Annotated in this window: 20 protein-coding genes, 1 tRNA gene and 1 rRNA gene; 20 read left to right on the forward strand and 2 right to left on the reverse strand. The window is 50.6% G+C overall.

The annotated features are described in order from the left end of the window. Positions 1 to 16: 16 nt before the first annotated feature. The 12 genes from rrf to disA all read left to right on the forward strand — a co-directional run bounded on the left by rrf (position 17) and on the right by disA (position 14188). Positions 17 to 133 (forward strand): 5S ribosomal RNA (gene rrf, locus DESRU_RS01325). A gap of 18 nt (positions 134 to 151) precedes the next feature. Further along, positions 152 to 226, forward strand: a tRNA-Asn gene (locus DESRU_RS01330). A gap of 445 nt (positions 227 to 671) precedes the next feature. Further along, on the forward strand, positions 672 to 2555 hold the full coding sequence (dnaK, locus tag DESRU_RS01335; RefSeq protein ID WP_013840330.1) for a molecular chaperone DnaK: 1884 nt from the start codon (positions 672 to 674) through the stop codon (positions 2553 to 2555). Between the two features lie 35 nt (positions 2556 to 2590). Continuing rightward, the gene (locus DESRU_RS01340; RefSeq protein WP_013840331.1) at positions 2591 to 3589 is read left to right on the forward strand and encodes a DnaJ C-terminal domain-containing protein; all 999 of its coding nucleotides are present in this window, start codon (positions 2591 to 2593) and stop codon (positions 3587 to 3589) included. A gap of 2 nt (positions 3590 to 3591) precedes the next feature. After that, complete coding sequence (locus DESRU_RS01345) at positions 3592 to 3891, forward strand: chaperone modulator CbpM (protein WP_013840332.1); 300 nt, start codon at positions 3592 to 3594, stop codon at positions 3889 to 3891. 30 nt (positions 3892 to 3921) lie between these two features. After that, complete coding sequence (gene clpB, locus DESRU_RS01350) at positions 3922 to 6522, forward strand: ATP-dependent chaperone ClpB (protein WP_013840333.1); 2601 nt, start codon at positions 3922 to 3924, stop codon at positions 6520 to 6522. Positions 6523 to 6986: 464 nt separating this feature from the next. After that, positions 6987 to 7451 carry a CtsR family transcriptional regulator gene (locus DESRU_RS01355; protein WP_013840334.1) on the forward strand — a complete coding sequence of 155 codons (465 nt, stop codon included), beginning with the start codon at positions 6987 to 6989 and terminating at the stop codon, positions 7449 to 7451. 21 nt (positions 7452 to 7472) lie between these two features. After that, a complete protein-coding gene (locus DESRU_RS01360; RefSeq protein ID WP_013840335.1) occupies positions 7473 to 7985 on the forward strand; it encodes a UvrB/UvrC motif-containing protein in 513 nt (170 codons plus the stop codon). Positions 7986 to 7997: 12 nt separating this feature from the next. After that, positions 7998 to 9068, forward strand: a complete 1071-nt coding sequence (locus DESRU_RS01365; protein ID WP_013840336.1) for a protein arginine kinase — start codon at positions 7998 to 8000, stop codon at positions 9066 to 9068. An 11-nt stretch (positions 9069 to 9079) separates the two neighbouring features. Beyond that, positions 9080 to 11527: an ATP-dependent Clp protease ATP-binding subunit gene (locus DESRU_RS01370; RefSeq protein WP_013840337.1), complete on the forward strand. Its 2448-nt coding sequence runs from the start codon at positions 9080 to 9082 to the stop codon at positions 11525 to 11527. A 211-nt stretch (positions 11528 to 11738) separates the two neighbouring features. Beyond that, positions 11739 to 13091: a DNA repair protein RadA gene (radA, locus tag DESRU_RS01375; RefSeq protein ID WP_013840338.1), complete on the forward strand. Its 1353-nt coding sequence runs from the start codon at positions 11739 to 11741 to the stop codon at positions 13089 to 13091. Positions 13092 to 13102: 11 nt separating this feature from the next. Continuing rightward, entirely contained in the window at positions 13103 to 14188 is a 1086-nt protein-coding gene (gene disA, locus DESRU_RS01380; RefSeq protein WP_013840339.1) for a DNA integrity scanning diadenylate cyclase DisA, read from the forward strand. Positions 14189 to 14258: 70 nt separating this feature from the next. On the opposite strand, the gene DESRU_RS01385 is transcribed toward disA, so the two are convergent. After that, complete coding sequence (locus tag DESRU_RS01385) at positions 14259 to 14654, reverse strand: nucleoside triphosphate pyrophosphohydrolase family protein (protein ID WP_013840340.1); 396 nt, start codon at positions 14652 to 14654, stop codon at positions 14259 to 14261. A gap of 191 nt (positions 14655 to 14845) precedes the next feature. On the opposite strand from DESRU_RS01385, the gene DESRU_RS01390 reads away from it, so the two are divergent. From DESRU_RS01390 to DESRU_RS01410, 5 genes are all read left to right on the forward strand, one after another. Further along, a complete protein-coding gene (locus DESRU_RS01390) occupies positions 14846 to 15322 on the forward strand; it encodes a CarD family transcriptional regulator (RefSeq protein WP_013840341.1) in 477 nt (158 codons plus the stop codon). Between the two features lie 117 nt (positions 15323 to 15439). Beyond that, positions 15440 to 16579: a PIN/TRAM domain-containing protein gene (locus tag DESRU_RS01395; RefSeq protein WP_013840342.1), complete on the forward strand. Its 1140-nt coding sequence runs from the start codon at positions 15440 to 15442 to the stop codon at positions 16577 to 16579. After that, the gene (ispD, locus tag DESRU_RS01400) at positions 16572 to 17267 is read left to right on the forward strand and encodes a 2-C-methyl-D-erythritol 4-phosphate cytidylyltransferase (protein ID WP_013840343.1); all 696 of its coding nucleotides are present in this window, start codon (positions 16572 to 16574) and stop codon (positions 17265 to 17267) included. Before DESRU_RS01395 ends, ispD begins: the two co-directional genes overlap by 8 nt. A gap of 70 nt (positions 17268 to 17337) precedes the next feature. Further along, positions 17338 to 17814: a 2-C-methyl-D-erythritol 2,4-cyclodiphosphate synthase gene (gene ispF / locus DESRU_RS01405; RefSeq protein ID WP_013840344.1), complete on the forward strand. Its 477-nt coding sequence runs from the start codon at positions 17338 to 17340 to the stop codon at positions 17812 to 17814. Between the two features lie 124 nt (positions 17815 to 17938). Further along, positions 17939 to 19636, forward strand: a complete 1698-nt coding sequence (locus DESRU_RS01410; RefSeq protein WP_013840345.1) for a glutamine--tRNA ligase/YqeY domain fusion protein — start codon at positions 17939 to 17941, stop codon at positions 19634 to 19636. A 230-nt stretch (positions 19637 to 19866) separates the two neighbouring features. Here DESRU_RS01410 and DESRU_RS01415 read toward each other — a convergent pair whose 3' ends face one another. Continuing rightward, positions 19867 to 20199, reverse strand: a complete 333-nt coding sequence (locus tag DESRU_RS01415) for a hypothetical protein (RefSeq protein WP_013840346.1) — start codon at positions 20197 to 20199, stop codon at positions 19867 to 19869. 220 nt (positions 20200 to 20419) lie between these two features. Between DESRU_RS01415 and gltX the strand changes: the two genes are divergently transcribed. The 3 genes from gltX (at position 20420) to cysS (ending at position 24168) form a co-directional block, all read left to right on the forward strand. Then, positions 20420 to 21868, forward strand: a complete 1449-nt coding sequence (gene gltX, locus DESRU_RS01420; protein WP_013840347.1) for a glutamate--tRNA ligase — start codon at positions 20420 to 20422, stop codon at positions 21866 to 21868. A gap of 151 nt (positions 21869 to 22019) precedes the next feature. After that, on the forward strand, positions 22020 to 22706 hold the full coding sequence (gene cysE, locus DESRU_RS01425; RefSeq protein WP_013840348.1) for a serine O-acetyltransferase: 687 nt from the start codon (positions 22020 to 22022) through the stop codon (positions 22704 to 22706). A 1-nt stretch (position 22707) separates the two neighbouring features. Next, positions 22708 to 24168, forward strand: a complete 1461-nt coding sequence (gene cysS / locus DESRU_RS01430; RefSeq protein WP_013840349.1) for a cysteine--tRNA ligase — start codon at positions 22708 to 22710, stop codon at positions 24166 to 24168. Positions 24169 to 24171 lie beyond the last annotated feature (3 nt).

Consider the following 24171-nt stretch of genomic DNA (forward strand, 5'->3'; position numbering starts at 1 on the left):
AATAAGTCAATAGGTTTCTGGTGACGATACCGGAGGGGATACACCTGTTCCCATCCCGAACACAGCAGTTAAGTCCTCCAGGGCCGATGGTACTTGGGGCTCACGCCCCTGGGAGAGTAGGTCGTCGCCAGAATATTTTTAAATACATTGATCCTCGATAGCTCAATGGTGGAGCAACCGGCTGTTAACCGGTAGGTTGTAGGTTCGAGTCCTACTCGGGGAGCCAATAAAACACAAAAGACCTCTGCAAATTATTGCAGAGGTCTTTTGTGTTTTTTAAAAGAAGTTATGGAGTATCGCTATTTTCAAAGGATGAGAAATTAAAAGGAAATAAAATCTACATACAGAGATTGAAAGAAAAATGCTAGAAATAATTTAATTTGACCATTACTGACCATTGCTTGTTTAGTAAATTAGACATAAAATGGGTTTAAGGTCAGGAAAGGTCTAAAATCAATTAAGAATTTTTTGGTTAAATTAAAAACCAAAGCATCATGGGATGAGATGAATCTAATGAAAGATTTAATAAATTTTTAATTTAATGATTATTTTTGTTTAATTATTTTATTTTACATTATATAGCAATAATGCTCTTACGGAAATTAGATTCTCATTTTAATGAGGAATTTCTTAATTTTTTAATACTATTTTATTTTAAGGAGGAAGCAAAGATGAGCAAAACAGTGGGCATTGATCTAGGTACCACCAATTCCGTTGTAGCCGTGATGGAAGGAGGAAGGCCTGCGGTAATTGTAAACGCCGAAGGATCCCGTACCACTCCCTCGGTGGCTGCTTTCCGGGAGGGCGGAGAACGCCTGGTGGGGCAGGTGGCCAAACGGCAGGGGGCTTTAAACCCGGATAAGACACTCTATTCCATCAAACGTTTTATCGGCCGCCGTTACTCCGAAGTGGCGGATGAAAGAACATTGGTGCCTTATAAAGTGGTTCCCGGCCCCAATGATGTTGTTCGCTTTGATGTCGGGGGCAAGCATTATGCCCCGGAAGAAATATCTGCTATGATTCTTAAAAAGCTGGTGGAGGATGCCTCCAAATATCTGGGGGAGAAAATCTCCGATGCTGTGATTACTGTTCCGGCTTATTTTAATGACGCCCAGCGCCAGGCCACTAAGGACGCAGGGAAAATTGCCGGTTTAAACGTTTTGCGCATTATTAACGAACCCACTGCCGCCGCCCTGGCCTACGGCCTGGATAAAAAGACCAACGAAACGGTTCTGGTGTTCGACCTGGGTGGCGGAACCTTTGACGTATCAATTCTGGAAGTGGGTGACGGCGTCTTTGAAGTGAAAGCCACCAACGGTGACACGCACCTGGGGGGAGACAACTTTGACAAAGCCGTTGTGGACTGGCTGGCAGAGGAATTTAAAAAGGATTATGCCATTGACCTGCGTTTGGATAAACAGTCCCTGCAGCGTCTTACCGAGGCGGCGGAAAAGGCGAAGACGGAACTTTCCAGTGTAATGGAAACCCAAATCAGCCTGCCCTTCATTACGGCCGATGCTTCGGGACCCAAACATCTGGAAATCAAGCTGACCCGGGCCAAATTCGATGACTTGACCCATGAACTGGTGGAGCGCTGCCGCGGACCGGTAATGGCCGCCCTGGCCGACGCCAAACTAACTGAAAAGGACATTGACGAAGTCATTCTGGTGGGCGGATCCACCCGCATACCCGCCGTACAAAAGCTGGTAAAACAATTAACCGGCGGCAAAGAGCCGCACCAGGGAGTGAATCCCGATGAGGTAGTGGCAGTGGGCGCCGCCATCCAGGCGGGAGTGCTGGCCGGGGAAGTAAAGGATGTTGTCTTGCTGGATGTAACGCCCCTTTCCCTGGGCGTAGAAACCCTGGGCGGCGTGATGTCTAAACTGATTGAGCGCAATACCACCATTCCGGTACGCCGGAGCCAGGTTTTCAGTACGGCCGAAGATAACCAGCCGGCAGTGGATATTCATGTCCTGCAGGGCGAACGGGAGATGGCCCGGGATAACCGATCCCTGGGACAGTTTAAACTGGAGGGAATTCCCGCCGCTCCCCGGGGCATTCCCCAGATTGAAGTTACCTTTGACATTGACGCTAACGGCATTTTAAAGGTAAGTGCCAAGGATAATGCTTCCGGTAAAGAACAAAGCGTAACCATTTCCGGTTCCACCAGTCTGGATAAAACGGAGATCGACCGCATGGTCCGGGATGCCGAAGCCAATGCGGCAGAGGATAAGAAACGCCGTCAGGAGGCGGAAGTCCGTAATGACGCGGACGCCCTGGTTTATCAGGTGGAAAGACAGTTGAAGGAAGTAGCCGACAAGCTTCCGGTCCACGAAAAGGCACGCATTGAACAACTGCTGACCGACTTGAAGACGGTACTAAAAGATAACGCCGATGTGGACCGCATCCGCTCGCTGTCCGGTGATTTGCAGCAGGCGGCGGCTTCCCTGACGGCCTACGGCCAGCAATCCACCTGCTCTTCCGGTGGTTGCGGCGGCGGGCAGCCGGAACAGAAGCCGGATGATGTGGTTGATGTTGAATATGAGGAAAAATAACGGGTATCGGACAGTGGAGGTTCGGAGGGGGGTGAATGAATCCCATGGCAACCTACCGGGATTACTACGAGGTACTGGGTGTTGAGCGAAGCGCCGGTGAAAAGGAAATTAAAACCGCTTACAGAAAGCTGGCGCGGAAGCATCATCCGGATTTGCATACAGGATCAGACAAACAGGCCGCTGAAGAAAAATTTAAGGAAATCAATGAGGCCTATGAAGTATTGAGCGATCCGGAGAAAAGGGCCAAATATGACCGCTTGGGAAGCAACTGGCGCAATGGCCAGGAATGGCAGACACCGCCGGATATGGAGGGATTTCATTACTACGCCTCCGATAACGGGGATTTCGGCTGTGAAAGCGGTTTCAGCGATTTTTTTGAGACACTTTTTGGCGGCGCCAGAACAGCCCGGGCCGGAACAAGACGGGGGAATCTGCGCGGCCAGGATGTGGAAAGCGAATTACCCCTAACCCTGGAAGAAGCGTACCGGGGCGGCGAGAAAACCATCCAGCTTACTTCCCGGGAAATCTGTGCCGCCTGTCACGGCGCAGGACGGCAGGAGCGGGGCCTCTGCAGTTATTGCGGCGGCACCGGCAGCACCTCCAGCCAGAAAACCCTGGAGGTAAAAATTCCGCCGGGCATCCAGGACGGCAGCCGGATTCGTTTAAAAGGCCAAGGGGGGGACGGTTTGGCCGGAGGAAATCCCGGAGATCTTTATCTCAAGGTCAAACTTTTGCCCCATGAGCAATTCCTCCTGCAGGGAGATCACCTGGAATCCCAGGTGACCGTAACGCCGGATCAGGCGGTGCTGGGGGATAAAGTGACCGCAGCCACCCTGGACGGACCGGTGATTGTAAAAATCCCGCCCATGATGAACAACGGTAAAAAGCTGCGTCTGCGCGGCAAAGGCTGGCCCAGAAAGCAGGGCGGACGGGGCGACCAGTACGTCAAGGTGGTCATTGATCTGCCCGCTCATTTGACAGAGCAGGAAAAAGAACTGTACACCAAACTGGCTGATTTAAGGAAAGGGGTGTGACGATGGTTCGTAAATATTATTTGCAGATTTACCGCCACCCCCTTTATTCCCAGGATGAAGCCGGTTGGGTCCAGATACAAAGCCTGGGGATCCACCCCGAGGTGGTGCGGCGGCTGGCAGAACTGGGGATTGTCGAGGTGGTTGACGATCGCCTGAGAGCGGACGAGGTCCGAAGGTTGTATAAAGTGTTAAGATTACGCCAGACCCTGGGGGTTAATTTGCCCGGGGCCAGCATCATTGCAGATCTGTTGGATCGTATAGAGAGCTTACAGCAAGAGGTAGAACGACTTAGAAGGAGGTGAACACCCCGGCCTGATTCCCGGGGTTAACCGATGGATTTTAACCGCTATACCCAAAAATCAAGGGAGGCTGTTTCCGCAGCGCAAAATTTAGCCGCCCAGCGGCATCAGCAAGAAATAAACGGCAAGCACCTGCTGGCTGCTTTGCTGACCCAGGAGGGGGGGATGGCTCCCCGCTTCCTGGAGCATGCCGGGGTTTCTGCGGCCACCCTGCAGAACCTGGTGGAAGACCTTTTACGCCGGAGTCCGGCGGTACATGGTTATGAAGGTTCCCTCAGACTGGGCACCGGACTGGCCCGGGTTTTTTCCCAGGCTGAAAAGGAAGCCCGGGAGATGAAAGACCAATATGTTAGTGTGGAACATCTTTTAATTGCCCTGGTGGATGAAGGGGAACAGGAACTGAAAGAAATTTTTCGCCGGGTGGGTTTAACCCGGGAGATCTTGTTGAATTCCTTAAAAAGCATTCGGGGAAATCAGCAGGTTACCAGTGAAAATCCCGAGGAAACCTATGAGGCTCTGGAAAAGTACGGGCGTGATCTGACGCAATTGGCCCGGGACGGCAAACTGGACCCGGTCATTGGCCGGGATGATGAAATTCGCCGGACCATTGAAATTCTCTCCCGGCGCACCAAGAATAATCCGGTGCTCATTGGCGAACCCGGTGTGGGGAAAACCGCCATTGTGGAAGGTCTAGCCCGCCGTATTGTGGCCGGGGATGTACCCGAGGGTTTAAAAAATAAACTGGTCATTGCTTTGGATATGGGGGCCCTGATTGCCGGGGCCAAATACCGGGGTGAATTTGAAGAACGGTTGAAAGCGGTGCTGAAGGAAGTCCAGAAATCCGAAGGCCGCATCATTCTCTTTATCGACGAGCTGCATACGGTGGTGGGGGCCGGGGCCGCTGAAGGAGCCATGGATGCCGGCAATTTATTGAAACCCATGCTGGCCAGAGGCGAACTGCGGGCCATTGGGGCTACCACCTTGGATGAATACCGCAAACACGTGGAAAAGGATGCCGCCCTGGAGCGCCGGTTCCAGCCGGTTCTGGTAAACCCCCCTTCCATTGAGGATACCATTTCCATTCTGCGGGGGCTGAAGGAGCGTTATGAAGTGCACCACGGCGTGCGCATTCAGGACAGCGCCCTGGTGGCTGCGGCCACCCTTTCCGACCGCTATATTTCCGATCGTTTTCTGCCGGATAAAGCTATTGATTTAATGGATGAGGCCGCCGCCCGGCTGCGTACCGAGATTGACAGCATGCCCACCACCTTGGATGAAATTACCCGCCGGGTGATGCGACTGGAAATTGAAGAAGCCGCCCTGAAAAAAGAAAAGGACGCCCTGTCCCAGGAACGCCTGGAAAAATTGCAGGAACAACTGGCCGAACTGAAAGCCGAGGCCGATGTGATGCGTACCCAGTGGCAGGTGGAAAAGCAGGCCATTTCCCGGGTACGCCAGCTAAAAAAAGAAATTGAAAACACCAAGCTGGAAATTGAAAAGGCCGAGCGGGACTATGATTTAAACCGCATGGCCGAACTCAGTTACGGCAAGCTGCCGGATCTTGAACGCAGACTGAAATCCGAAGAAGAATTGCTGGCCGGCAAACAAAAAAATGCCATGCTGCTAAAAGAAGAAGTGGATGAGGAGGATATTGCCCGGGTGGTCAGCCGCTGGACCGGGGTTCCCTTAAGCAAGCTGCTGGAAGGAGAAAGGGAAAAGCTGATCCATCTGGATGAAGTGCTCCACCAGCGGGTCATCGGGCAGGACCAGGCGGTGCAGGCGGTGGCCGACGCCGTGCTGCGGGCCCGGGCCGGCATCAAGGACCCCAACCGGCCCATCGGCAGCTTTATCTTCCTGGGACCCACCGGCGTGGGCAAAACGGAGTTGGCCCGGGCCTTGGCCCAAGCTCTCTTTGATGACGAGCGCAACATCATCCGTATTGATATGTCCGAGTACATGGAAAAGCATACGGTATCAAGGCTTATCGGGGCTCCGCCCGGTTATGTGGGCTACGATGAGGGCGGCCAGTTGACTGAAGCGGTCCGCCGCCGGCCTTACTCGGTGATCCTGTTCGATGAAATTGAAAAGGCCCACCATGATGTCTTTAACGTGATGCTGCAAATTTTGGATGACGGCAGGCTTACGGACGGACAGGGGCGGACCATTAACTTTAAAAATACCGTGATTATCATGACCTCCAATATCGGCAGCCATGAAATTCTGGACTTCCAAAAGAGCGGCAGCAGGGACGACGAGAAAATGAAGGCCACGGTAATGGCGCTGCTGCAAAAGCACTTCCGTCCGGAGTTTTTGAACCGGGTGGATGAAACGGTGGTTTTCCATGGGCTGGAACCAGGCCACATGCGGAAAATTACGGCTTTGCTGCTGAAAGGGCTGGCCAACCGGTTAAAAAATACAGCCCATATGGAGCTGACCTGGACCGAGAATGCTTTGGTCTACCTGGCCAACAAAGGTTATGAACCCAGCTTCGGCGCCCGGCCGCTAAAAAGGCTAATTCAACAGGAAGTTGAAACCCCTCTAAGCCGGATGATAGTCAAAGGAGAGATTAAGCCCGGGGCCCAGGTGGAGGTTGGTGTGGATCAAGGGCAGATACAAATAAATAGCGGTAAATAAATGGGTCCCCCTAGAAGGGGCTGATGCAAAAAGAACCCGGAAGGTTCTAATGCGCAGCTCCTTATTTTTCTAAAAATAATAGAACACGGATTTCCACTGATTATCACGGATTTTTTTAATTTATTTAAAAAATCCGCGTTCTATTCTATTAGCCATTGCCGTTGTGTTATCTGCCTATTCTTTTGGCGCCCTAGTTGCCATACTCCCTTCCACGCAGCAGCTTAAAATAGACCGGGACCCGCTATAAATGTAAGAAAGCGCCAATGATTAGCTCGAAAAATTAGAGTAATGGCCCCATATGGGCGGAAAAACCTCCTATACTAGGTTTAAAATTGCCGTCCAAATGATATAATTATGTTAAGGTTAGGCAAAGTCAAAAACATTGACTTTTTCTTGCCTCTATATGCTTTAACAGATCTTTTTTCATGATACCAGCAAATCAGATGTGAGGTGGTTGATGCTCGATGGCAAATATTTCGGAACTTATTGAACTGCATATTAAAGCACTGCTGAAAGACAGCCCCTATGATTATGTAGAACTTCAGCGTAATGAGCTGGCTTCCCAGTTTAAATGTGTTCCATCGCAGATAAACTACGTCTTATCCACCCGGTTCACCACGGATAACGGCTATGTGGTGGAAAGCCGCAGGGGCGGCGGGGGCTATATCCGCATTATCAAAATCCCTTTGGACCGCCATGACAATGCGGCGGTTCAGATCTATCGCTTAGTAGGCAATGACATCAATCAATCCCAGGCGGAGGCCATTATTAAACGATTGGCCGAGGAAGAATTTATTACTCCCAGGGAAGCAAGAATTTTCAGATCCGCCATGGACCGGAACAGCCTCCGGCTGGAACTGCCCTGGCGGGATAACCTGCGGGCGGATTTGCTGAAAGCCATGCTGGCTGCGGTTTTTAGAGAAGACTGAGAAAAGAGGGAGGTTTTACCCATGCTATGTGACCGGTGTCAAAAAAGGCCTGCTCAGGTTCATCTGACCCAGGTGGTTAACAATACGAAAAAACAAATGAACCTTTGTCCTGCCTGTGCGGCAGAGCTTCAAGCCGAGAGTTTCGGTTTTGCGCCGCAACTGAATCTTCATGATTTCCTGGCGGGTTTAATTAACCACCAATTTGGCGGAAAGTCTGTAAAGCCATCTTCCATGCCCGGCCTTCATTGTGAAAAGTGCGGGGTTACCGAGAGCCAGGTGGCGCAAAAAGGCCTTTTTGGCTGCAGTGAGTGCTATACTCAATTTGGCGAGGGGATTAACCCTTTGCTGAAGCGCATTCACGGCAATCATACCCACACGGGAAAAGTCCCCCGGAGAAACGGCGGCAAGGCCTTGATCAGCAAAGAAATCAGAACACTGAAAAGTTTGCTTCAGGATGCCGTCAAGCAGGAAGAGTTTGAAAAAGCCGCTTCCTTGCGGGATCGCATTAAAGAGCTGGAACAACAACTTCTATAAGGGGTGAGGAAAGTGGGTATAAAGGAAACCGTAAGTAATCCCTATAGCAAGTGGCTGGATGCTTCAGGACCGGACAGTGATGTAGTGATCAGCAGCAGGATCCGCCTGGCACGCAACATCGTTGATCAGCCTTTCCCCCATCTTCTGGGCACAGAGGATGCCGAAAAGGTTGTTTATGCGGTGAACTCTGTTGTGGAACACAGTCCCTTTAAGGATGCTCCGGGGGGAATGGAACTGTCCCGCATGACGGAATTATCCCCCACCGAAAGGCAAATACTAGTGGAGAAGCATTTAATCAGTCCGGCCCTGCTGGAACAGCCCGAAAAGAAAGCGGTTGTGCTGCGGGATGATGAAGTGGTAAGCATTATGGTCAATGAGGAAGACCATCTGCGCATACAATGCCTTTTGCCGGGGCTGCAGCTCAAAGAATGCTGGGACATCGCCAATCAGGTGGATGACGGAATGGAACAAATATTAGACTATGCCTTTTGTGAAGAGAAGGGTTACCTGACTTCCTGCCCCACCAATGTAGGCACCGGTTTACGGGCTTCAGTCATGCTGCACCTGCCTGCTCTGGTAATGACCCAGCAAATCAGCAGTGTTCTGACCTCTTTATCCAAGCTGGGATTGACGGTGCGGGGATTATATGGCGAGGGAACCCAGGCCACCGGAAACCTGTTTCAGGTATCCAACCAGGTTACCCTGGGACTGACCGAGGAAGAGATTATTGATAACCTGCTGATGGTGGCGGCTCAATTGGTAAGCCAGGAGCGGGCGGCCAGGCAGGCCCTGCACAAGGAGCAAAGGCATCATATTGAAGACCGGGTTTGGCGGGCCTACGGGCTGCTGCGTTATGCCAGACTCATCACTTCCAGCGAAGCCATGTCCTTGTTCTCGGATTTAAGGCTGGGGGTGGACCTGGAAATTATTCCCGGCGTACCGCCGGGGCTGATTACAGAATTAATTATTATGACCCGGCCGGCTTTCTTGAACCGGCTCAACGATAAGGAAATCAATCCCCATCAAAGGGATATCTACAGGGCCAAATTAATTCGTGAAAGACTGCAAAGTTTAAGCAGATAGGAGGAGGTTTTATGTTTCACCGATTTACAGAAAGTGCGAAAAATGTTCTCATTCTGGCCCAGGAAGAAGCCAGGAGATTAAAATACCCCTTAATTGGGACCGAACATATTCTGCTGGGATTGATTCGCGAGGATCAAGGTTTTGCCGCCAGGGCGCTGGAGCAAATGGGGATCAGCGCCGACCGGGTTGCCCAGGCGGTGGAGCAGGTAGTGGGCGTGGGAGATCAAGCGGTTCCGGCGGAAATCCCGGCCACAGCCCGGGCCAAGAGGGTACTGGAACTGGCGGTGGAAGAAGCCCGCAGCCTGAATCATAATTATGTGGGCACCGAACATATTCTGCTTGGATTGATTCGTGAGGGGGAAGGCGTGGCGGCTCAGGTATTAATCTCCCTGGGAGCGGACATGGAACGGGCCCGCCAGCAGGTTATCAGCATGATGGGAGGCTCCCCCGGCGGCGGACAGCCCCAGGGCGGTCCGGGCCATCATTGTCCCTCCGGCGGATGTAAGACGGTGAGTCTGGATCAGTTCAGCCGGGACTTAACCTCCCTGGCCAAGGAAGATAAACTGGATCCGGTGGTGGGCCGGGGCAAGGAAATCGAGCGGGTTATCCAGGTGTTGTCCCGCCGGACCAAGAACAATCCTGTCCTGATCGGGGAGCCCGGTGTGGGTAAAACCGCCATCGCCGAAGGGCTGGCCCAGAAAATTATCGAGGGCAGCGTACCGGAGATCTTATTAAACCGCCGGGTGGTGACCCTTGATCTGGCCGGTATGGTGGCCGGCACCAAATATCGGGGCGAGTTTGAAGACCGGCTGAAAAAGGTTATGGAAGAGATCCGGCAGGCCGGAAATATTATTGTGTTTATTGATGAACTGCATACCTTAATCGGTGCCGGGGCGGCAGAAGGGGCCATTGATGCGGCCAATATCTTAAAACCGGCCCTGGCCCGGGGCGAAATTCAAACCATCGGGGCCACCACCCTGGATGAATACCGCAAGTATATTGAAAAGGATTCGGCACTGGAACGCCGCTTTCAGCCCATTCAGGTGGATGAACCCACGGTGGAGGAAACCATCCAGATCTTAAAGGGCATCCGGGATAAATACGAGGCGCACCACCGGGTCAATATTACCAATGAGGCCCTGGAAGCCGCCGCCAGATTGTCGGACCGCTACATTACCGATCGCTTTCTGCCGGATAAGGCCATTGATTTAATTGATGAGTCCGCCTCCCGGGTTCGCATTAAAGCCTTTACCACACCTCCGGACCTAAAGGACAAAGAAAAGCTGCTGGTGGAAGTGCGCAAGGAAAAGGAAGCGGCCATCAATAATCAGGAGTTTGAAAAAGCCGCAGAACTGCGGGACCGTGAACAAAAGCTGACTTTGCAATTAAATCAGGCCCGGGAGAGCTGGAACCAGGCCAAGGGTGGCGACGGATTGATTGTTTCCGAGGAGGATATTGCCCATATTGTAGCTGCCTGGACCGGTGTGCCGGTAAAAAAATTAGCCCAGGAGGAGTCCCAGCGGCTGCTGAACCTGGAAGAGGCCTTACACCAGCGGGTGATTGGCCAGGACGAGGCGGTAAAAGCGGTAGCCAGAGCGGTGCGCAGGGCCCGGGCGGGCCTGAAGGACCCGAAGCGTCCGGTAGGTTCCTTTATCTTTCTGGGTCCTACCGGCGTGGGTAAAACCGAGCTGGCCAGGGCGTTGGCGGAAGCCCTTTTTGGTGACGAAGATGCTTTAGTTCGCATTGATATGTCCGAATATATGGAAAAGCATGCTGTTTCTCGACTGGTAGGAGCGCCTCCGGGGTATGTGGGGTACGATGAAGGAGGCCAATTGACGGAGGCCGTTCGCAGGAAACCCTATTCCGTGGTGCTGCTGGACGAAATTGAAAAGGCCCACCCGGATGTATTTAATATTTTGCTGCAGGTGCTGGAAGACGGGCGGTTGACCGATTCCAAGGGGCGCGTGGTGGATATGCGCAATACGGTCATTATTATGACCTCCAACATTGGGCTTTCCACTCTGAAGGCTACCGGGAAGGTGGGTTTTGCCGCATCGGCGGATCAATCCCGGGCGGAATATGAAAAGATGAAGGAACGGGTGGAAGAAGCCCTGAAACGAACATTCCGGCCGGAATTTTTAAACCGCATTGATGAAAGCATTGTCTTCCACTCCTTAAGCCGGGAGCACATTAAGGAGATTGTCAACTTAATGCTGAAAGAAGTTACCAAGCGGATGGAAGATCCGGAAGTATACCTGGAGTTTTCCGAAGCGGCCCGGGAGCGGCTGGCTGAAACAGGCTACAGTGAGGAATTCGGGGCCAGACCGCTGCGCCGGGAGATTCAGCGCAAAGTGGAAGACCGTTTGTCCGAAGAATTACTCCGCGGCACCTTCCAAAAAGGGGATAAGGTGGCGGTGGATGTTCAGGAAGGTGAATTTACCTTTAACCCTGTGAAGTAACCATCCATTGGGAGAGGCAGCATGTTTTGCCGCCTCTCCGGGGATACCCGGAATAAAGTCTAAAAAATGACATATTGTGGAATATTATCAATTTGTTAGGCAGGAAAATACATATTGGGTATCGAATGTCAACTAGGTACATATTGTTAAGTTTGTTTGATGAAAATTAATAAAGCGTATGAACCTGGTTTTCTATTTTGGAGGTTATTTTTTGCGCAACAAAACAACCTATGCTTGCCAGCAGTGCGGACATCAGACCGCCCGGTGGATGGGGCGCTGTCCGGGCTGCGGCGAATGGAACTCCCTGGTGGAGGAGAAAATGGTCTCCCCGGCTAAAACAGTACGCTTATCCCCCCTTTCGGCTCCGATTCCCGTGACCGATGTGGCAGCCACGGAGGAGGAACGATACGCCACCGGGTTGAAGGAACTGGACCGGGCTCTTGGCGGGGGTCTGGTACCCGGTTCCCTGGTGCTGGTTGGCGGGGATCCGGGTATCGGCAAATCCACCCTGCTGCTGCAGGCCGCTGCTGCCCTGGCTGAAAAGGTTGGCACCGTGCTTTACGTTTCCGGCGAAGAATCCGCCCGGCAGATTAAAATGAGGGCGCAACGGATTAATGCTTTGCATCCCAATATATTACTGATGGCAGAGACGGATATTTCGGTAGTGGAACGGCATATTCATGAATTATCCCCTGCGGCGGTGGTTCTGGACTCCATTCAAACCGCCTTTCAGCCGGAGATTTCCTCAACGCCCGGAAGTGTCGCCCAGGTTAGGGAATGTACCGGGGTTTTGATGAGAGTGGCCAAGGGTACAAGTATCCCGGTTTTTCTGGTTGGGCATGTTACTAAAGAAGGGACCCTGGCCGGACCCAGGGTGCTGGAGCATATGGTGGATACGGTGCTTTATTTTGAAGGGGACCGGCACCAGTCCTTCCGGATTCTGCGCACCGTAAAGAACCGTTTTGGCTCGGCCCATGAGCTGGGTATCTTTGAAATGCGGGATTTTGGACTGATAGAAGTGAGCAATCCCTCGGCGTTATTTATGGGTCAGAGTTCCCGGGGAGTGGCGGGATCGGTGATTGTTCCCAGCCTGGAAGGAACCAGGCCTCTTTTGGTGGAGATACAGGCGCTGGTATGTGCCAGTGGTTTTGGGACGCCAAGAAGGATGACGGCGGGAGTGGACCCCAACCGGGTGGCTTTAATTATGGCTGTTCTGGAACGCAGGGTAGGACTCCGGCTGGCGGCCCATGATGCCTATGTTAGTGCCATGGGGGGCGTCAAACTGGACGAACCCGCAGTGGATTTAGCCATTGCCCTGGCCATCGCCTCCAGTTTCAGGGAAAGACCGGTGCAGGACCGGCTGGTGGTTTTGGGAGAAGTAGGTCTAACCGGTGAAATTAGGGCTGTAAGCGGTTTGGAAAAGCGACTTCAGGAAGCTGCCAAATTGGGATTTAGCAGTTGTCTGGGACCCCTTTGGAAACATCAAAGGGACTCCCTGGGTATAATAAATTATATAGAGGTTCAATCCATTCACGAAGCTGTGGAGGCTGCCCTAGGGCGGTAAGAGGTGGTAACATGGTAAAAGACGAGAAGGTTGAAGATCGGCTGCTCAGGTTGTTAAGAACGGTGGCTCCGGGTACCCCCTTGAGAGAAGGACTTGAGAATATTTTGCGGGCTAAAACAGGAGCTCTGATTGTTGTTGGAGACAGCTCTGAAGTCATGGAGTTGGCGGAGGGCGGCTTTGCCATTAATGCGGACTTCACTCCGGCGGGGCTTTACGAACTGGCTAAGATGGACGGCGCCATTATTTTAAGTGAAGATTGTCGTAAAATTATTGCCGCCAACACCCAGTTGATTCCGGACCTGATTATTCCCTCCAGCGAAACGGGAATCCGTCATAGAACCGCCGAACGGGTGGCGAAGCAATGCGACGCTCCGGTTATTTCCATATCCCAGCGCAGGGGAATTATCACCATCTATAAGGGAACGTTAAAGTATTTCCTGCGGGATATCGGCGTGATTTTGGCCAAGGCCAACCAGGCGGTGCAGACCTTGGAGAAATATCGGTCTGTTTCCGACAAAGTGATCCATGAGCTGTCGGTGCTGGAGCTGCAGGAAGTGGTTACCCTGTATGATGTAACCCGTTCCATCCAAAGGATTGAGATGGTTTTGCGGGTCAAAAAAGAAATCGATCGGTACATCAGCGAACTGGGGGTGGAGGGGCGCCTGATTGCCATGCAGATGGAAGAGTTGGTGGCTTCCGTTGAAGAAGAGGGACTCATGGTTATTCAGGATTACGCCACCACCCTGGGCGAAAAAACCCCCGAGAGTATTTTGAAAGTCATCGGCAGTTGGCCGGCGGAAGATCTGCTGGATCTGGTTTTAATTGCCAGGGCTTTGGGCTACCCGGGCAGTGCCAGTGTGCTGGATCAGGGTGTTTTTCCCCGGGGCTATCGTGTGTTGAAGAAAATCCCCCGGTTGCCGCTGCCCGTTATTGAGAATCTGGTGCTGACGTTCCAAAACCTAAAAACCATTCTCTCCGCTTCCATTCCGGAGCTGGATGAAGTGGAAGGAATCGGGGAAGCCCGGGCCCGCTCCATTCGGGAGGGTCTGCTGCGCTACCGGGAAATGCTGCTCAAAGACAGGTATAGCAAACAGTAAAAAGGCGTGGCTTAAGCCACGCCCTGAATTATTTGTATGAAAAAACTGAGAATTTGGTTTTTAAATCAATTTATGTCAGCGTATACCCCCTTAGAATTTCAAGTTGTTTGTGTTCTTTGATGAAAATATCGTACAGGTTTAAATCAAGCAGATTGCAGAGGGCGGTCATATAGAACAGGGAACGACCAATCTCTGTTTCAATGTTCTCCCGGCAATGACTGCAAAGTTCGCCGGAAAGGTGGGAATCCAAAAGACTTTTCAGGTCCACCAGAGTAGCATCCTCGGGAATGGATTTTTTATTGGCGTTAATTTTCTGGCATCCACAGGAGGTTACTGACTGCACCACCGACCGCTGGACTCTGGCGCCGGATTCCTGGACCTTGGCCAATACATCCAAAATACTTCTGTGGCAAAGCATCATTTCTGAAACGGTATTTTGAAACTGATCGCAAAGCAAGTCTTTCATTTGCCGGACCACTCCTTTTAACTCTCCGTTACAGCAATTATAGCTACCCGGAAGGGTCTTTGTCAAACGGCCCAATATGTAATAAAATGGTTATTGACAGAGGTATATGGCTGTGCTAAAATATATGTTTTTTGACAGTAAATGTGTTTTATGCTATACTTTTTATAACATATCCTTAGGGAGGGTTGGCCTTGTTTAAAATCGGGGACAAAGTTGTGTACCCTATGCACGGAGCCGGAGTCATCGAGGCCATCGAGGAAAAAGAGGTATTGGGTGAGAAAAGACAGTATTATATTTTGCGTTTGCCCATTGGGGATATGAAAGTAATGATTCCCATCAATAATTCCGGGGACGTTGGCCTGAGAGAAATTATTGATCCGGAGGAAATTAAAACCGTTATCGGGGTTTTGCAGGGGCAAACCACGGTGATGTCCACCAACTGGAACCGGCGCTATCGTGCCAATCTGGAAAAAATTAAAAGCGGTGATATTTTTGAGGTGGCAGAGGTGGTGCGCAACCTCTTAACCCGGGACAAAGAAAAGGGTTTATCTTCCGGAGAACGGAAAATGCTTGAAAACGCCAGACAAATTTTGATCAGTGAAATGGTACTGGCCGCTGAATTAGAAGAAGATACCGCCCGATCTCTTATTGATGAAGTTTTTGCGTAAATGTCGGGTGTTTTTGAGATTTTACCCTAAGATTCGTCCTTTTTTGTTATTGAACCAAAAAATTGCTTAATTTATAATTACAGTACCGGTGAATAGGAGGGAAGGGAGGTGAAACAGATGATTCGTAAGACGCTTTATGGGCTAATTGTTTTGCTTTTTGGCAGTACAGGCTTCTGGGTAGGACTTTATATTGTCACCAACCGTTTGATAACGGTGCCTGCCGCTTTGCCGCAGCTGGAACTGGGGATGATCGCCCTGGGCGTGCTGGTAGGGGTTCTGGTGGGTGTGTTAGCCGCCCCTTGGCTGATCAAAGGGGGATTGGCGTTAACCACGGTGGTGGATCAATATCTGGCCAAAACTCCCACTCAGGACCTGATCATGGGTTCTTTAGGACTTATCTTTGGACTTATAATTGCAAATTTATTGGGATCGATTTTATCCACCATGGGACTGGTAGGTAAAATCATCTGGCTGGCAGGAACATTTTTATTAGGCTATCTCGGTCTATCGGTGGCCGTTAAGAAAAGGGAAGACATTGTGGCTTTGTTTTCCAGCCTGCCGCGTTTTGGGAAAGAAAAGCTGGCTAAAACAGAAACCAAAAAAGAAATCCTCAAGGTTTTGGACACCAGTGTCATTATTGACGGGCGAATTGCCGAATTATGCCAAAGCGGTTTCATTGAGGGGACCCTGCTGGTGCCCGTTTTCGTGGTGGACGAACTCCGCCATATCGCAGACTCCGCGGACCTTTTGAAAAGGAACCGGGGCCGCCGGGGGCTGGATATTTTAAATGCCATGAAAAAATCAGCCGAAATCAAAGTTCAGATTTATGAAAACGTGAAAGGTTTGGACGATATCCAGGAAGTGGATGCCAAACTGGTGAAACTGGGCCAGAAGCTGGGGGCCAAGATCGTCACCAACGATTACAACTTAAATAAGGTTGCCGAATTACAGGGTGTTAAAGTGCTGAATATCAATGAATTGGCCAACGCCATTAAACCGGTGGTGCTCCCCGGGGAAGAAATGACGGTTACCGTGGTGAAGGACGGTAAAGAAATGGGCCAAGGAGTTGCTTATCTGGACGACGGCACCATGATTGTGGTGGACGGCGGCCGGCGATTTATCGGTCAGACCGTCAGCGTTCTGGTTACCAGTGTCCTGCAGACAGCGGCCGGCCGCATGATTTTCGCCAAGCCCAAGAATTCCGACAAACGTGCGGAAGCAGGACATATGATCAGTGGAGTGAACATGATTGGGTAATATCATGGCGGTAATTCCTGCGGCTGGCATTGGTAGCCGTATGGGTTCGGGTATAAAAAAACAATATTTAATGCTGGGGAATATGCCCATCCTGGCCCGTACCATCCGTGCCATGGAGGACAATCCGGAAATTCAGGGAATTGTTCTGGTGGTGGGACCCGGTGAAGAAGCCTATTGCCGGGATTATATTTTGGCGGGCAAAGCATTTTCAAAGGTGATGGCGGTGGTGCCCGGAGGCGACCACCGCCAATCTTCTGTTTATAACGGTCTTTCCTTTCTGCCCGGGGAGACCCAACTGGTGCTGATTCATGACGGGGCCAGACCCTTGGTTCAGCCCGGAGAAATAAGCCGGGTGATTGAAGCGGCCCGGGAAGTGGGGGCAGCGGCCCTGGCCGTACCCCTCAAGGATACCGTTAAGGTTGTGGATTGCCGGGGCTGGGTGCAGAGCACGCCACCCCGGGAGTCCCTGTGGGCAGTACAGACGCCTCAGGTTTTTCGCTACGGGATCATTATGGAGGCTCACCGAAAGGCCAGAGAGGCAGGGCTGCTGGCCACGGATGACTGCGCTCTGGTGGAATTTCTGGGCGGGCCGGTGAAGCTGGTGGCGGGCAGCTACGAAAACATTAAGATCACTACGCCCGAGGATCTGGTGCTGGCCGAGGCCTTTTTATCCCGCCGCAGGGGATAAATATAGAGGCAAAATGCCCTTCTGCCTGGGCGGCAGTTAAAGTTTGCACTAAAAAGGAGAGTTTTGACCCTTGCGAATCGGTATAGGATATGACGTACATAAGCTGGTACCGGGGCGAAGCCTGATTTTGGGCGGTGTAGCCATCCCCTGGGAACAGGGGCTGCTGGGGCATTCAGACGCAGACGTACTCATTCACGCCATTATGGATGCTCTGCTGGGAGCGGCGGCCCTGGGAGATATCGGCCGGCATTTTCCCGACAGCGATGCCCGATATAAAGGGATCTCCAGTCTGGAGCTTTTGGCCCGGGTTAAGGAAAAACTTGGTTCCGCAAATTATGAAGTGAACAATTTAGATGCCGTGGTAGTGGCTCAGGCCCCCAAGCTGGCTTCCTATATTCCGGCCATGAGGGAAAATTTGGCCAGGGTGCTGGGGACAGAACTGGAAAATATCAATGTGAAGGCAACCACTACCGAAAACCTGGGATTCGCCGGGCGCGGCGAAGGCATGGGGGCTTACGCTGTCTGCACCCTGCGGAAGATTTCTTAAAGGGCCTAATACATTATGCTATTTTTGGGCAAAGTGTAATAAAGAGGATTTTTTGGAGAATTTGTTGAAATAGGATCTCTTACCAACCTTATTAGGATCAACTTGATTAAGAGGAGCCGGAAATATGACAACCACAACCACCAAAGCTGCTTTGCCATCTAATTTTATTCAAAGCATCATTGATGAAGACCTGGAAAATAACAAGCATGCAGGCCAGGTTCATACTCGTTTTCCACCCGAGCCCAACGGCTACCTGCATATTGGGCATGCCAAGTCCATTTGTCTGAATTTTGGTTTAGCCGCTGAGTACAGGGGATTGTGTAATTTGCGTTTCGATGATACCAATCCCAGCAAAGAAGATGTGGAATATGTAGAATCTATTCAAGAAGATGTCCGATGGCTCGGTTTTAGCTGGGATGACAGGCTTTTTTACGCTTCGGATTATTTTGAAAAACTCTACGGCTACGCTGTTCAGTTAATCAAGGCCGGCAAGGCCTATGTTTGTGATCTGAACGCCGATGAAATACGCGAATACCGGGGGACTTTAACCCGACCCGGCATCGAGAGCCCTCATCGCAACCGTTCTGTTGAAGAAAACCTGCAATTATTTGAACGGATGCGGACGGGAGAATTTGAGGAAGGCTCCAGAGTTTTAAGAGCCAAAATCGATATGGCTTCTCCCAATTTAAATATGCGGGATCCGGTCCTTTATCGGATTATGAAGGCAAGCCATCACCGGACCGGTGACAACTGGTGTATCTATCCCATGTATGATTACGCCCATCCCCTCTCGGATGCCATTGAGGGAATTACTCATTCCATCTGCACCTGTGAATTTGAGGATCATCGTCCTTTATATGACTGGGTTCTGGATGCCTTGAATTTTAATCCGCGGCCCCGGCAGATTGAATTTGCCCGTTTGAATCTGAACTATACGGTTATGAGCAAGCGCAAACTCCGGGAATTGGTGGAACAGGGCTATGTAACCGGCTGGGATGATCCCCGCATGCCCACCATATCCGGCTTGAGAAGACGGGGCTACACGCCGGAATCCATCCGGGATTTTTGCGAGCGTATCGGGGTGGCCAAAGCCGTGAGTACGGTGGATATCGCCCTGCTGGAACACTGTCTGAGGGAAGACTTAAACTTCCGGGCGCCCCGGGTCATGGCTGTTCTCAGACCCCTCAAAGTGATTATTGATAACTATCCCGAAGATCAGGTAGAGTGGCTGGAAGCGGAATACAGTTCCGAAAATTCCGAGTTGGGGTCCCGTCAGCTACCCTTTTCCCGGGTACTTTATATTGAACAGGAAGACTTTATGGAAAATCCGCCGAAAAAATTCTTCCGCCTGTCGCCGGGATCGGAGGTTCGTTTAAAACATGCTTATATTATTAAATGCGAGCGTGTGGTTAAAAACGAGCAAACCGGTGAGCTCATGGAATTGCACTGTACCTATGACCCGGACACCCGCAGCGGTTCTGCCGGACAGACGCGCAAGGTGAAGGGGACATTGCACTGGGTTTCCGCCGCCCATGCTCTTCCAGCGGAGGTGCGCCTTTATGACCGCCTCTTTATCAAGGAAAATCCCGATGAAGAGAAAGACGGCGTTGATTTTAAAGCTCACCTTAATCCCCATTCTTTGGACAAACTGACTTCCTGCTGGCTTGAACCAAGCCTGGCCGGTGCGCTGCCGGGCAGCCGGTACCAGTTCCTGAGACAGGGTTACTTTAATGTGGATCCCGTTGATTCCAGGGATGGAGCGCTGGTGTTCAACCGAATTGTTTCCCTAAAGGATTCCTGGGCCAAAATGCAAAAGGGCTAGGGGTGTAAAGACGGAAACCTTATTTAAAAACAATAGAACGCGGATTTACACGGATTTTTTGCTAATTGAAAGTTCAAAATTTAAAATAAATCTCAAAAGATAATTTTCCATTTTAAAAACTCCTCAATTTGAATTAATTAAAAATTGAAATCCGTGTAATCCGTTAAATCCGCGTTCTATTTAAAACGGGACCCCTTCCCGATGGAAGGAGTCCCGTTTTTCTTGCCTGCTTAAAAGTTTTCGCAGCAACCGGGAGCCACATCCCAGTAAAGTTCGCAGTAATCCGGTCCCCAATTTAAAAAGAGAATAGTATCATAAACCGGGTGATAGGTGTTGAGATCCAACGTAGACCGGTGGATCTTTTTACCGTTTTGATAGGTGAAAATAAGCTCAAAATCTTCAGTACGAATGAGGGAAAAATGGGAGCGGCCCACAGACTTTTCACATAAAACAATCTGGGGAATGGTTTTGTCAAACAATCTTTTATCGCTGAGTTTATAACGGATGGTTCCTTTGATTTCATTATACTCGTCAATTAAATCGGCTAATTTCGGTCCGGACATAAAAAGTCTCCTTCCAGATGATATCTTTACAGCCAAATAAAGGATCTCAGATTGATACTAAATTCACAATCCTTTGTACTCAACATTATACTAGAATGATTTATTTTTGTCAGTGGTAAATGTCGGGAGATGGTAGCAAATTTGCAAAAAGTTGTGTGCCTTTACTCAAAAATGGTATAATATCCATCTAGATAATAAATCGTTGGAGGAGGAAATATTCTTGTCTGTACGGGTCCGGTTCGCCCCGAGTCCAACGGGGCCTTTACATATTGGAGGGGCCAGATCAGCCCTTTTTAACTGGCTTTTTGCCCGGCACCACGGGGGTCAATTTGTGGTCAGAATAGAAGATACCGATCTGGAGAGATCCTCCAGGGAATCGGAAGAGAATATTTTAAATGCCCTGCGTTGGCTGGGCATGGACTGGGATGAAGGCATCCAGGTAGGAGGACCTAACGCTCCCTACCGGCAAACGGAGCGATTGGAAATTTACAGGGGTTTAGCCCGCAAATTGTTGGAACAAGGGCATGCCTATCCTTGCTATTGCAGTGAAGAGGATCTGGCCGCCGAGCGGGAAATGCTGATGGCTAAAGGGGAGTTGCCCAGGTACCTGGGACGCTGCCGGGAACTTTGCCCGGAGGACCGGGCAAAGCTTGAAGCAGAGGGCAGAAGGCCGGTCCTCCGTTTTAGGGTACCCGAAAATAAAATTGTTACCGTTAATGACCGGGTTCGGGGTCAGGTGGAATTTGACTGCAACGGCATCGGAGATTTCATTATCATGAAATCCGACAATATTCCCACTTATAATTTTGCTGTGGTGGTGGATGACCACCATATGGAAATTACCCACGTGGTCCGGGCGGAGGAACATTTGTCCAATACGCCAAGGCAGTTGTTAATCTATGAAGCCCTGGGCTGGAAAACCCCTGAGTTTGCCCATATTTCTCTTATCCTGGGCAAGGATCGCTCAAAGATGAGTAAGCGCCACGGGGCCACCTCCATTGAACAGTATCAGCAGTTAGGTTATCTGCCGGAGGCCCTGGTTAACTTTCTGGGCTTATTGGGATGGTCGCCGGGTGGAGAGGAAGAAATTTTTACCACCCAACAAATGATTGAATTGTTTTCACTGGATAAAGTATCCAAAAGCCCGGCGGTATTTGATTTAGATAAACTCAACTGGCTGAACGGCAATTACATTCGCCAATGTCCCGTTGACCGGTTGGCGCAAATGGCCATTCCTTATTTAAAAGAAGCGGGATATTTGCAAGGAGAAGTTGGGCCTGAAAAACTGGAATGGTTAACACAGGTGGTGGCCATCGCCAGCAAATATATCTCTTATATGCAGGAAATAACCCTGCATGTTGACATCTTCTTCAAAGACCAGGTGCCGCCGGTGGATGAAGAGGCCAAACAAGTTCTTACAGAGGAACATATTCCTTTGGTTATGAATACAACTATTAAACTGGTAGAAGAAGCGGAGGAGCTTACCGAAGCGTCGGTCAAGGCTTTATTAAAAGCCGTTGGCAAGCAAACCGGCCTGAAGGGGAAAATGATCTTTATGCCTGTACGGGTTGCCCTTACCGGAAAAATTCACGGACCGGAACTGCACCAGATCATACCAATCTTCGGGAAAGAACGTACCATTGCCCGGTTGAGGGCGTCTAGTCGTTAGCCTCAAGGGTATTTTTGGGGGTCCTGTTGCTAGCCTAATGCTGCATTTCCTTGGGTCCTGTAAATCACATACTAGCAACAGGACCTCAGAGGATGACCCCAAAGACTAACGACACAAAGAAATGCCGTACTAGCAAAAAGGAGGCGACCGCGTGTTTGGCCGGATAAAGAGAGAGATTCATGCCGTTTTTGAACGGGATCCTGCGGCAAAAAGTGTTATTGAGGTATTGCTATGTTATCCGGGCCTTCACGCGATCCTGTTTCACCGGGTAGCCCATGCCCTGTATAAAAAGAAATTTTTTGTTACAGCCCGTTTTCTCTCACAAATTTCCAGATGGCTTACAGGGATTGAAATCCACCCCGGGGCCAAGATTGGTGAAGGTCTCTTTATTGACCACGGGTCCGGTGTGGTGATCGGGGAAACCGCCGAGATTGGCGACAACGTAACCATCTATCAGGGAGTTACCTTGGGTGGGACGGGTAAAGAAAAGGGTAAACGCCACCCCACCATCGGCAACAATGTGGTCATCAGTTCCGGCGCCAAGGTGCTGGGATCCTTTCAAGTGGGCGAGAATGTTAAAATTGGGGCCGGATCGGTTGTGCTGAAACCGGTTCCGCCCAATTGCACCGTGGTGGGCGTTCCCGGCAGAATTGTGATTCGGGACGGTCAAAAAGTATCGCCGGTTCAGGACTTGCGCCATGACCAACTGCCGGATCCCATTGCCGATATGTTGGCACAGATGCAGAACACCATCGAAAAACTGGAGCAACGGGTAAAGCAACTGGAACCGGCAGAGGATATTTTACACCGAGAGAGCGGAGGGGGCCGAGGAGATTAAAATGGAAATTTACAACACGCTGACCCGATTAAAGGAAGAGTTTATTCCCGGTGAGCCGGGGCAGGTCAAAATGTATGTCTGCGGTCCAACCACCTATAACTTTATTCATTTGGGAAATGCCCGGCCACTGGTGTTTTTTGACACGGTCCGCCGGTATTTTATGTATAAAGGCTATAAGGTTTATTACATTCAAAACTTTACGGATGTGGACGATAAAATTATTAACCGGGCCAAGAAAGAAAACCTGGATCCCCTGGCCCTGGCCAAAAAATATATTAATGAATTCTTTGTGGATGGCGACGCGTTGAATGTACTCCGGGCGGACCGGTATCCGAAGGTTTCCGAACATATTAAAGAAATTATCAACTTAATCAAGCTGCTTCAGGAGCGGGGCCATGCCTATGAGGTGGAGGGGGACGTTTATTTTTCTGTGCGTAGTTTTCCCGGCTACGGCAAATTGTCCGGACGAAGTCTGGAAGATATGCAGGCGGGAGCCAGGGTTGAAGTGGATCCCAGGAAAAAGGACCCCATGGATTTTGCCCTGTGGAAAGCGGCTAAACCGGAAGAACCCAGCTGGCAAAGCCCCTGGGGCAACGGACGCCCCGGCTGGCATATTGAATGCTCGGCCATGGCCGGAAAATATCTTGGCAGCGGATTTGATATCCATGGCGGGGGGTTTGATTTAATCTTTCCCCATCATGAAAATGAAATCGCCCAGTCCGAGGCTGCCTGTAAACAACCCTTTGCCCGCTATTGGATGCACAACGGATTTATCACTGTGAATCAGGAGAAAATGTCTAAATCCCTGGGGAATTTCTTCTTGGTCAGGGAGATTTTAGATAAGTTCCCCCCGGATGTGATCAGGTGGTTTTTGCTTTCAACCCATTATCGCAGTCCTCTGGATTTTGATGATGAGAAGCTGGCGGTGGCCGGACGCGGGCTTGAACGAATTAAAACCGCCCTCCGCCTTCTTTATGAAGCCATGGAACGGCCTGCTTCCGGTGAAGAAGAGGCCGGCGCAGGAAGCTCCTTTCACGAGAAGCTGACCCTGCTGCGGCTGGAATTTGAAAAAGCCATGGATGACGATTTCAATACCGCCCTGGCGATCTCGGTATTTTTTGAATTAGCCAAAGAAATTAATATTTTGGTGAACGGAATGGGCGATAAAATTTCCCCGGAAGCCGTGCTGGCCATGGAGCAGGCCCATGATTTGGTGAAAGAGTTTAACCGGGTTTTAGGAGTATTGAAAGAAGATCCGGTCAGCGGCAAATTAGTCCTGGAAACTTCCGGCGAGGATGACGGATTGACCGAAGGACTGGTGCAACTGATTATTAAAATCAGGCAGGAGGCCCGCAGTAAAAAGGACTGGTCCACTGCAGACACCATTCGCGACGGTTTAAAGGAACTGGGGATTATCCTGGAAGACACTCCCCAGGGAGTTCGTTGGAAAAAGCAGGTGTAGGAT

The organism is Desulforamulus ruminis DSM 2154 (genome assembly GCF_000215085.1).
Taxonomy (GTDB): Bacteria; Bacillota; Desulfotomaculia; order Desulfotomaculales; family Desulfotomaculaceae; genus Desulfotomaculum; species Desulfotomaculum ruminis.

What these genes read in the sequence shown, in the direction of transcription:
- dnaK (WP_013840330.1), top strand. Translation starts at nt 672, where the DNA reads ATGAGCAAAACAGTGGGCATTGATCTAGGTACCACCAATTCCGTTGTA.
- DESRU_RS01340 (WP_013840331.1), top strand. Translation starts at nt 2,591, where the DNA reads ATGAATCCCATGGCAACCTACCGGGATTACTACGAGGTACTGGGTGTT.
- DESRU_RS01385 (WP_013840340.1), bottom strand. Translation starts at nt 14,654, where the DNA reads ATGAAAGACTTGCTTTGCGATCAGTTTCAAAATACCGTTTCAGAAATG.
- disA (WP_013840339.1), top strand. Translation starts at nt 13,103, where the DNA reads ATGGTAAAAGACGAGAAGGTTGAAGATCGGCTGCTCAGGTTGTTAAGA.
- DESRU_RS01410 (WP_013840345.1), top strand. Translation starts at nt 17,939, where the DNA reads ATGACAACCACAACCACCAAAGCTGCTTTGCCATCTAATTTTATTCAA.
- clpB (WP_013840333.1), top strand. Translation starts at nt 3,922, where the DNA reads ATGGATTTTAACCGCTATACCCAAAAATCAAGGGAGGCTGTTTCCGCA.
- cysS (WP_013840349.1), top strand. Translation starts at nt 22,708, where the DNA reads ATGGAAATTTACAACACGCTGACCCGATTAAAGGAAGAGTTTATTCCC.
- DESRU_RS01370 (WP_013840337.1), top strand. Translation starts at nt 9,080, where the DNA reads ATGTTTCACCGATTTACAGAAAGTGCGAAAAATGTTCTCATTCTGGCC.
- DESRU_RS01395 (WP_013840342.1), top strand. Translation starts at nt 15,440, where the DNA reads ATGATTCGTAAGACGCTTTATGGGCTAATTGTTTTGCTTTTTGGCAGT.
- DESRU_RS01345 (WP_013840332.1), top strand. Translation starts at nt 3,592, where the DNA reads ATGGTTCGTAAATATTATTTGCAGATTTACCGCCACCCCCTTTATTCC.
- DESRU_RS01415 (WP_013840346.1), bottom strand. Translation starts at nt 20,199, where the DNA reads ATGTCCGGACCGAAATTAGCCGATTTAATTGACGAGTATAATGAAATC.
- DESRU_RS01355 (WP_013840334.1), top strand. Translation starts at nt 6,987, where the DNA reads ATGGCAAATATTTCGGAACTTATTGAACTGCATATTAAAGCACTGCTG.
- DESRU_RS01360 (WP_013840335.1), top strand. Translation starts at nt 7,473, where the DNA reads ATGCTATGTGACCGGTGTCAAAAAAGGCCTGCTCAGGTTCATCTGACC.